At 57.8% G+C, this 8,997-nt stretch carries 7 protein-coding genes and 1 pseudogene; 5 read left to right on the forward strand and 3 right to left on the reverse strand.

Translation table 11 applies throughout. The features are described 5' to 3' along the window. Positions 1 to 275: 275 nt before the first annotated feature. Positions 276 to 1,106 carry an alpha/beta fold hydrolase gene (locus tag ACIOZM_RS01535; RefSeq protein ID WP_401208687.1) on the reverse strand — a complete coding sequence of 277 codons (831 nt, stop codon included), beginning with the start codon at positions 1,104 to 1,106 and terminating at the stop codon, positions 276 to 278. Positions 1,107 to 1,363: 257 nt separating this feature from the next. On the opposite strand from ACIOZM_RS01535, the gene ACIOZM_RS01540 reads away from it, so the two are divergent. The 5 genes from ACIOZM_RS01540 (at position 1,364) to ACIOZM_RS01560 (ending at position 7,877) form a co-directional block, all read left to right on the forward strand. Then, positions 1,364 to 1,819 carry a (2Fe-2S)-binding protein gene (locus tag ACIOZM_RS01540; RefSeq protein WP_401208690.1) on the forward strand — a complete coding sequence of 152 codons (456 nt, stop codon included), beginning with the start codon at positions 1,364 to 1,366 and terminating at the stop codon, positions 1,817 to 1,819. Between the two features lie 20 nt (positions 1,820 to 1,839). After that, positions 1,840 to 4,002, forward strand: a complete 2,163-nt coding sequence (locus ACIOZM_RS01545; RefSeq protein WP_401208693.1) for a molybdopterin cofactor-binding domain-containing protein — start codon at positions 1,840 to 1,842, stop codon at positions 4,000 to 4,002. Position 4,003: 1 nt separating this feature from the next. Then, positions 4,004 to 4,582 (forward strand): hypothetical protein, encoded by a 579-nt coding sequence (locus ACIOZM_RS01550; protein ID WP_401208696.1) that lies wholly within the window; start codon positions 4,004 to 4,006, stop codon positions 4,580 to 4,582. A 74-nt stretch (positions 4,583 to 4,656) separates the two neighbouring features. Then, complete coding sequence (locus tag ACIOZM_RS01555) at positions 4,657 to 5,622, forward strand: diguanylate cyclase (RefSeq protein ID WP_401208700.1); 966 nt, start codon at positions 4,657 to 4,659, stop codon at positions 5,620 to 5,622. Positions 5,623 to 6,686: 1,064 nt separating this feature from the next. After that, positions 6,687 to 7,877, forward strand: coding sequence for a hypothetical protein (locus ACIOZM_RS01560; RefSeq protein WP_401208703.1), 1,191 nt, complete (start codon positions 6,687 to 6,689; stop codon positions 7,875 to 7,877). Between the two features lie 101 nt (positions 7,878 to 7,978). On the opposite strand, the gene fabI is transcribed toward ACIOZM_RS01560, so the two are convergent. Then, positions 7,979 to 8,773, reverse strand: coding sequence for an enoyl-ACP reductase FabI (fabI, locus tag ACIOZM_RS01565; protein ID WP_007910591.1), 795 nt, complete (start codon positions 8,771 to 8,773; stop codon positions 7,979 to 7,981). A gap of 19 nt (positions 8,774 to 8,792) precedes the next feature. Next, positions 8,793 to 8,997 (reverse strand): annotated as a pseudogene (locus ACIOZM_RS01570) (microcin ABC transporter ATP-binding protein); the annotation flags it as partial.

The raw sequence follows: 8,997 nt of genomic DNA on the forward strand, positions 1-8,997 counted from the left end.
TGCGGTCACCCCAAAACCCTGTGGGAGCTGGCCTGCCAGCGATGAGGCCGGTAGCCGCGACATCAATGTTGCCTGACCCAATGCCATCGCTGGCAGGCCAGCTCCCACAATGATTGGTATTGCTTCCAGAATCTGCGGTCACCCCAAAACCCTGTGGGAGCTGGCCTGCCAGCGAAGGCGTCGGTACAGCCTGAGTTTGTGTCGACTGACACGACGCCATCGCGAGCAGGCTCACTCTCACAAGTGGTTGGTGGTGGGATTGGGCTGCTGGATGTTCAGCCGCGAATAAACGCCAGCAAATCCGCGTTGATCGTCGGTGCCTCAGTCGTCGGCATCCCGTGCGGAAACCCCGGATACGACTTCAGCGTGCCGTTTTTCAGCAACTTCGCCGACAACGGCCCCGAGTTTGCGTAAGGCACAATCTGATCATCCTCACCGTGCATCACCAGCACCGGAATGCTGATGCGCTTCAAGTCTGCGGTGAAGTCAGTCTGCGAGAACGCCACAATCCCGTCGTAATGCGCCTTGGCACTGCCAATCATGCCCTGACGCCACCAGTTGCCAATATTTCCCTCAGAGGGCTTGGCACCCGGTCGGTTGTAGCCATAAAACGGCCCGCTGGGCACGTCGCGATAGAACTGTGCCCGATTGGCCGCAAGCTGCGCCTGCAAGTCATCGAACACCGATTTGGGCAGACCACCCGGGTTGCTCTCGGTCTTGACCATCAATGGCGGTACGGCACTGATGATCGCCGCTTTCGACACGCGATCCTCACCATGCCGGGCGATGTAATGCACGACCTCACCGCCACCGGTCGAATGCCCGACATGCACGGCTTTCTTGATGCCGAGATGCTCGACCACCGCCAGCACATCATCGGCGTAGTGATCCATGTCGTGACCGTCCCACACCTGGCTCGAACGCCCGTGACCCCGCCGATCATGCGCGACCACCCGAAAACCCTGCGCCAGAAAGAACAGCATCTGCGCATCCCAGTCGTCCGAACTGAGCGGCCAGCCATGGTGGAAGTGAATCACCGGGGCGTCTTTGGGGCCCCAGTCCTTGTAGAAGATTTCGACGCCATCTTTGGTTGTGACAAAACCCATGTTCGCTACTCCTGACCAATGTGGAGGGCGGTCCGCGATGCGTTCGCGGGCCGGTTTCGCGCTGACTCGTTTGCGAGCCGTTATCAACTGTAGGATTAAACGCGACATCCAGAGCGGCAATGCATGACCGGTGGTCGCAACATCAGGCTTTGCGCGCAAATTAGGCTTTGCTGAAAGGGATAAGCCGAGGCGCGCGTAGGCATTGATGGCCACAGCGACGCCCCTTCAGAACACCGTGAGTCTGAGGAAATTCCCCGATGCTGACCTTGAATATCAATGGCAAGGATCAGGAGCTCGATGTCCCGGCGGACATGCCGTTGCTCTGGGTCCTGCGCGATGTGGCGCACCTGACCGGTACCAAATTTGGCTGTGGCATGGCGCAGTGTGGCGCCTGCACCGTGCATGTCGATGGCGCGCCGTTGCGCGCCTGCATCACCCCGGCCACGGCAGTGGCCCAAGGGCAAAAAATCCTCACCATCGAAGGCTTGTCCACCGACGGTTCGCACCCGGTGCAGCAAGCCTGGGCTGAACTCGACGTGGTGCAGTGCGGTTATTGCCAGTCCGGGCAGATAATGTCCGCCGCTGCCTTGCTGGCGAAAATCCCCAAGCCCACCGACAGCGATATCGATCAAGCGCTGTCCGGCAATATATGCCGCTGCGGCACCTACCCAAGAATCCGCGCTGCCGTTAAGCGCGCCGCTGAAATCGGCTGAGCCTGCTCGGGAGGTATTTGATGAACAGTCCTGTATCGCGTCGCGGATTTCTCAAGGGCAGCGCTGTGTTGGGCGGCGGCCTGGTGGTGGCGTTCAACGTGCCTGGCGCCCATCGTTTTGTCATGGCGGCGGAAAATGAAGGCAAGGTTTTTGCGCCTAATGCCTTCTTGCGCATTGCCGCCGACAACAGCGTCACCGTGCTGCTCGGCCATTCGGAAATGGGTCAGGGTATCTGGACCGGTTTGACCATGTTGATCGCTGAAGAACTGGACGCCGACTGGTCGAAGATCCGCGTCGAACACTCGCCGGCTTCGGCGGCGGATTACGGCATGCCGGGGTTTGGCGGCATGCAGATTACCGGTGGTTCGACTTCGACCTGGATGGAGTTCGATCGCTATCGGTTGGCCGGGGGCACTGCGCGGCAGATGCTGGTTGAAGCAGCGGCCAAGCGTTTTAATGTGCCGGTGTCGGCGATTCGCACCGAGTCCGGCGTGGTGATCGCTGGCGACAAGCGCGCCACTTACGGCGAACTGGCGGACGCCGCCGGACAACTGCCGGTGCCAGACCCGAAATCCATCACGTTCAAGGAAGCCAAGGACTGGAAAGTCATCGGCAAACCGACCAAACGCCTCGATACCCCGGAGAAAATCACCGGTCGCGCCAAATTCGGCATGGACGTGCAGTTTGAAGGCCTGATGACCGCGATGGTCGCCCGGCCTCCGGTGTTCGGCGCCACGGTCAAATCCTTTGAAGGTGCGGAAGCGCTTGCGGTTCCGGGCGTGCATAAAGTGGTGCAGGTGCCGTCCGGGGTGGCGGTAATCGCCGAGCATTACTGGGCGGCGAAACTGGGCCGCGATGCATTGAAAGTCGATTGGGACTTGGGTGATCACGCCGATTTGAGCAGTGAAGGTTTGCTGGCAAGCTTTCGCAAACTGGCCGCAACGCCAGGTACATCAGCGGCTCAGGCCGGGGATGCGCCGGGTAGTTTCAGCAAAGCGGCGAAGAAGATTGATGTCGAGTACAGCGTGCCTTATCTGGCCCACGCACCGATGGAGCCGCTCAATTGCACGGTGAAGATCAGCGCCGAGAAGTGCGAAATCTGGACTGGCACACAGTTCCAGACCCTCGATCAGATGGTCGCCGGCAAGATCACCGGGCTCAAACCGGAGCAGGTGCAGATACACACTGAGTTTCTCGGAGGCGGGTTTGGTCGTAGGGCCAATCCGACCTCGGATTTTGTCGCCGAAGCGGTGCAAGTGGCGAAAGCGGCGGGCATGCCGGTAAAAACCGTGTGGTCGCGTGAAGACGATATTCGTGGCGGTTATTACCGTTCGATGTTCCTGCATCAAGCACGCATTGGCCTCGGTGCCGATGGGATGCCGCTGGCCTGGCAGCATGTGCTGGTCGGCCAGTCGATCATGACCGGCACGTTGATGGAAGCGACCATGGTCAAGAACGGCATCGACCCGACATCGGTCGAGGGCGTGGCCGACAGTCCGTATGTGAAGGGATTGGCCAATCATCAGGTGGAACTGCATTCGCCGCAGACCGGAATCAACGTGTTGTGGATGCGCTCGGTGGGGCACAGCCACACCGGGTTTGTCATGGAGTCGCTGATCGATGAAATGGCCACGGCGGCGGGCAAGGACCCGGTGGAATATCGGCGAACGTTACTCAAGGATCATCCGCGCCATCTCGGCGTGCTGAATCTGGCGGTGGAGAAGGCCAACTGGACAGCGCCGCTGCCCGACGGCCATGCGCTGGGTGTGGCGGTGCACGAATCGTTTGGCAGTTACGTGGCACAGGTGGCTGAGGTGTCGCAGGACAATCTGGTGATTCGCGTGCATCGGGTGGTGTGTGCGGTGGACTGCGGGATTGCGGTCAATCCGCAGAGCATCGCTGCACAAATGGAGTCGTGCATCACCTTCGGTCTGGGCATGGCGCTGCACAGCAAACTGACGATCAAGGACGGGATGGTCCGGCAGTCCAACTATCACGATTATCAGGTGTTGCGGCTCAATGAAATGCCGGTGGTTGAGGTGCATATCGTGCCCAGCACCGACAAGCCTGGAGGCATTGGCGAGGCCGGTGTGCCGCCAACTGCACCGGCGGTCGCCAACGCGGTATTTGCCCTGACCGGGCAACGCCTGCGGGAATTGCCACTGCAACTGTCGGGGGTGTGAGATGAAACGACATCTGCTGTTGGGCACGGTTGTGCTGGTTGGTCTCGGCGTTTATGCCTCGGATCTGATTGCGGACGATCAGGAGGCTCTGAAAGCGTTCGGCACGGTGCAGAAAGTGTTCCAGAGTCCACGCTGTCAGAACTGTCATATCCCCGGCGATTCGCCCTTGCAGTTTGACGTCGGCACGCCGCACGCGATGAACGTGGTGCGCGGGATGGACGGCAAGGGCGCCGCCGGTTTGCCTTGCGCGACCTGCCACGCGGAAAACAATCCGCCCGCCAGTTACGGCCCTCATGCACCACCGGGTGCACCGCACTGGAGCCTGCCGCCAGCGGCGCACAAGATGGCCTGGATTGGTCTGCCGCCTGACAAGCTCTGCGCGATGATCAAGGATCGGTCGAGTAATGGCGACCGGGATTTCGCTGCGCTGATCAAGCATGTCAGCGAGGACAAACTGGTGTTGTGGGGTTGGAATCCCGGGGCAGGGCGCTCGCCGGTACCGGTGCCGCACGATATTTTCGTTGAGCAGTTCAAGCTTTGGGCGGACGCCGGAGGGCCTTGTCCGGTGGCCGGGATCTGACCAGCGGAGGGCTTGAGGCGTAATGGAGCGGGCGTGGTCTACGCTAAGGGGTAGACACCTCAATGGAGTGAACCATGCTGGCCCCCGAGAAACCTGTCAATGAACTGGCCCGCGTGAAAACCCTGCACGGGCTCAACGTCCTCGATACGGTCCCCGAAGAACGTTTCGACCGGCTGACACGGCTGGCCCGCCGGGTATTTGGTGTGCCCATCGCATTGGTCAGTCTGGTGGATGCCGAGCGCCAGTGGTTCAAGTCATGCATGGGCCTCAGTGCCAGTGAAACCGGGCGTGATGTGTCGTTTTGCGGCCACGCGATCCTGGGTGACCAGATCCTGCATATCGGCGATGCGACGCTGGACGAGCGTTTTCATGACAATCCGTTGGTGATCGGCGATCCGCGGATTCGATTCTATGCCGGCTGCCCGCTCAAGGTCAGCGATGGCAGCAAGCTCGGCACGCTGTGCCTGATTGACACCAAACCGCGACACCTCGACGACGAAGAGCGCGAATTGCTGCGTGATCTGGCGCGCATGGCCGAGCAGGAATTGATGGCGGTGCAGATGGCGAGCATGGATGAACTGACGCTGCTGTCCAATCGCCGTGGTTTCAAAGCTCTTGCGCAACACGGACTGGACGCCTGTGCGCGCCTGGAAAAACCGGCGACTCTGCTGTTTTTCGACCTCAATGATTTCAAACAGATCAACGATCTTTATGGGCATGCCGAGGGTGACAGTGCGCTGAAAACCTTCGCTGATGTGTTGCGCATTGCGTTTCGCGAGAGCGATGTGATCGGTCGATTGGGGGGTGATGAGTTTGTCGCGTTGCTGACCGGCTCAAGCCATGTGGAAACCACGGTGATCATGGCGCGGCTCAAGGAAATCCTCGATGAGCGCAATGCCACATTGGCTCGCGGTTATGACATTCGCTTCAGTGTCGGGCAGATAGAATACGACGCGCAGCGCCACGACACGGTTGACCGACTGCTGGCGGACGCGGACGGCGCGATGTACGCGCACAAACAGGCGCTGAAACGACGCTGAAAGGCGCCCGGATTTTTCGGCGTACCTCAAAAACTGTGGGAGCTGGCTTGCCAGCGATAGCGGTGTGTCAGTCAGCTGAGATTTTGACTGTACCGACGCCATCGCGGGCAAGCTCGGCTCCCACAGGTTTTGCGGTGTAAACACAGCATTCAGCTTCGCCCCGGACATTGTAGGAGTGAGCCTGCTCGCGATAGCGGTGGTTCAGCTATAGAGATTCTGCATGTACCGACGCCATCGCGGGCAGGCTCACTCCCACAGGTTTTGCGGTGTAAACACAGCATTCAGCTACGCCCCGGACATTGTAGGAGTGAGCCTGCTCGCGATAGCGGTGTGTCAGGCAACAAATATTCTGAATGTACCGACGCCATCGCGAGCAGGCTCACTCCCACAGGTTTTGTGGTGTGAACACAGCATTCAGTCACGCCACGGACATTGTGGGAGCTGGCTTGCCAGCGAAAGCGGTGTGTCAGCGGAAAAATATTCTGAATGTGCCGCCGCCATCGCGGGCAAGCCCGGCTCCCACAGGTTTTGTGGTGTGAACACAGCATTCAGCTTCGCCCCGGACATTGTAGGAGTGAGCCTGCTCGCGATAGCGGTGGGTCAGTCAGCAAATATTCTGGATGTACCGACGCCATCGCGAGCAGGCTCACTCCCACAGGTTTTGGGGTGTGAACACAGCATTCAGCTAAGCCCCGGACATTGTAGGAGTGAGCCTGCTCGCGATAGCGGTGGGTCAGTCAGCAAATATTCTGGATGTAACGACGCCATCGCGAGCAGGCTCACTCCCACAGGTTTTGTAGTGTGGCCACGGCATTCAGCTTCGCCACGGTCCTTGTGGGAGGCTCTGGCATCCAGCCTTGTGGGGAAGTTGCAATTATTGGATTGCCACAGCTAATAATTGGCTTGCAAGGAATGTTTTTTGACTTGGAAAGATACTTCAACTGTCATTTCTGACAGTGATGGAAGTGTGTCGAAGCGCGCTATGGTCAGGTTGCAATCATCTGGCTCTGCAGAGTTCGACAGCTTGAATTAGGTGGAGCATCTTTCTTCAAAGGACGAAAAGAATGAAAACTTCTTCTAATACTCAAGTGAGTCCGGGCGAGCTGGATCCTTCATTTGGCAACGAAGGTCGTTTCGCACTTCCTGAAAGTACTGGCTCCATCCGGGCGATTATTGCTGACGGTCAAGGAGCGTACATAGTTGCAGCTTGGGACAATCAGAAATGCGCGCTATTTCGTATATTTGCCGACGGGACGCAGGATCTGCAGTTTGGAAAAGGCGGCGTCAGCAGATGGGATTTCGCGCCCAAAGCCGTATCCAGACCAACGCAGTTAATACTCTTGCCAGACGGAAAGATTATGTTGATCGGTGTCGTGCAGCATGTGCCTTTCAGACTTCAGACGGCATTTTCCAGGTTTAATGTTGGTGGCAGTCCGGATCTGATTTTTGGCACCAAATTTCTCCCTGTCGCCGATTACGAAGATTCTTCGGCAGCATTGCAGGCAGATGGAAAAATATTGTTTTTGGTGGGCCGGGAGATAGTTAGCGGTGAGGGAGGGGCGGTGCTTTTCCGTTACCTACCCAACGGCGATAGCGATCAGGAATTTGGTGGGCAAGGATTTATAAAGATTAGATTCCATGATCAACTCATGACTGGCGTGAAAGTGCTGAGTGTCAGTGACGAGCAAATCCTGGTGGGAGGGCAGCACGGAAAAGGATCTGACACAGTAATCAGCGTCGTAATCAGATATTTTTCGGATGGCAGTTTAGATTCGTCATTTGGTCGTTCCGGCTACTGGAAGTCGGAGGATGTGAATTATATGCAAGCAATGATTGCCGAGGATGACAGTATTGTTTGTTCTGGATTTAAGTATGCAAAAAGCGGAGTGCTTGCCTGTATATCAAAATTGACGCGTAATGGCAGTTTTGACCCGCTTTTCAATAACGGTAAAACGTTGGTTGTGAGTATCCCGGCTGATGTAACAGATGACTATGTGTCTTGTCGCGCGATCGCCGTTCAACCCGATAAAAGCATTGTTTTGGGTGGTAGTGCGGGAAAAAAAACACATGCTTACCTATTGCGCGCTCTACCCGATGGAAAACTTGATATGCACTTCGGACATCAGGGGATAGTGAGCATTGGTCAGACGGGCGGACTGTTTGACTTGCTATTACAAACCGATAAACAACGCATTCTTGCTGCCATCGATTTACACGATCCCCGTAGGCCGTATGTGTTTGGAATTTCGATCTAGAAGAACTTTGCAGGCTCAGCTGATAAATGGATGGTGTTGCCGCAATCGCAGGCATAAAAAAACCCGCCAGACCGGCGGGTTTTTTTGTGGCTGACCGAAGATTACTCTTCGATGTTGCCCATGGCGGTGGTGTTGAAGCCGCCGTCGACGTACATGATTTCACCGCTGATGCCCGAGGCCAGGTCGGAGCACAGGAAGGCGCCGGCGTTGCCGACTTCGTCGATGGTGACGTTGCGACGCAGCGGGGTTTGCGCTTCGTTGGCGGCCAGCATCTTGCGGAAGTTTTTGATGCCCGAAGCTGCCAGGGTGCGGATCGGGCCGGCCGATACACAGTTGACGCGAGTGCCGTCCGGGCCCAGGGAGCCGGCCAGGTAACGTACGCCAGCTTCCAGCGAAGCCTTGGCCATGCCCATTACGTTGTAGTTCGGCATGGTGCGCTCGGCGCCCAGGTACGACAGGGTCAGCAGGCTGCCGTTACGGCCTTTCATCATTTCGCGGCCAGCCTTGGCCAGAGCCACGAAGCTGTAGGCGCTGATGTCGTGAGCGATGCGGAAACCGTCACGGGTGGTGGCTTCGGTGAAGTCGCCGTCCAGTTGGTCGCCCGGGGCGAAGCCAACGGAGTGCACGATGCAGTCCAGGCCGTCCCACTTCTTGCTCAGTGCTTCGAAGACCTTGGCGATTTCTTCATCGCTGGCCACGTCGCACGGGAAGCACAGCTCAGGGCTCGAACCCCAGCCTTGGGCGAACTCTTCAACACGACCTTTCAGCTTGTCGTTCTGATAAGTGAAGGCAAGCTCAGCGCCCTCGCGATGCATGGCGGCAGCAATGCCGGATGCGATGGACAGCTTGCTGGCGACACCGACGATCAGTACGCGCTTACCGGCGAGAAAACCCATGTGTTGCTCCTCTTTCAGGTTATTGCGCAGTGGCTGGTGCCAGAAAAGCGGCTTCCAGCAACTGCTGTGTATACGGATGTTTAGGGGCGGCAAAGATTTCTTGCGCGTCTCCCTGTTCGACCACTTGGCCATGCTTGACCACCATCAACTGGTGGCTCAGCGCTTTGACGACAGCCAGGTCATGGCTGATGAACAAATACGTCAGGTTGTACTTGGCTTGCTGT

The sequence above is a fragment of the Pseudomonas sp. NPDC087346 genome, from assembly GCF_044744235.1.
GTDB lineage: Bacteria > Pseudomonadota > Gammaproteobacteria > Pseudomonadales > Pseudomonadaceae > Aquipseudomonas.

Excerpts from the sequence above, each read along its gene's own strand:
- ACIOZM_RS01535 (WP_401208687.1), bottom strand. The coding sequence starts at position 1,106 with ATGGGTTTTGTCACAACCAAAGATGGCGTCGAAATCTTCTACAAGGAC.
- ACIOZM_RS01540 (WP_401208690.1), top strand. The coding sequence starts at position 1,364 with ATGCTGACCTTGAATATCAATGGCAAGGATCAGGAGCTCGATGTCCCG.
- ACIOZM_RS01545 (WP_401208693.1), top strand. The coding sequence starts at position 1,840 with ATGAACAGTCCTGTATCGCGTCGCGGATTTCTCAAGGGCAGCGCTGTG.
- ACIOZM_RS01550 (WP_401208696.1), top strand. The coding sequence starts at position 4,004 with ATGAAACGACATCTGCTGTTGGGCACGGTTGTGCTGGTTGGTCTCGGC.
- ACIOZM_RS01555 (WP_401208700.1), top strand. The coding sequence starts at position 4,657 with ATGCTGGCCCCCGAGAAACCTGTCAATGAACTGGCCCGCGTGAAAACC.
- ACIOZM_RS01560 (WP_401208703.1), top strand. The coding sequence starts at position 6,687 with ATGAAAACTTCTTCTAATACTCAAGTGAGTCCGGGCGAGCTGGATCCT.
- fabI (WP_007910591.1), bottom strand. The coding sequence starts at position 8,773 with ATGGGTTTTCTCGCCGGTAAGCGCGTACTGATCGTCGGTGTCGCCAGC.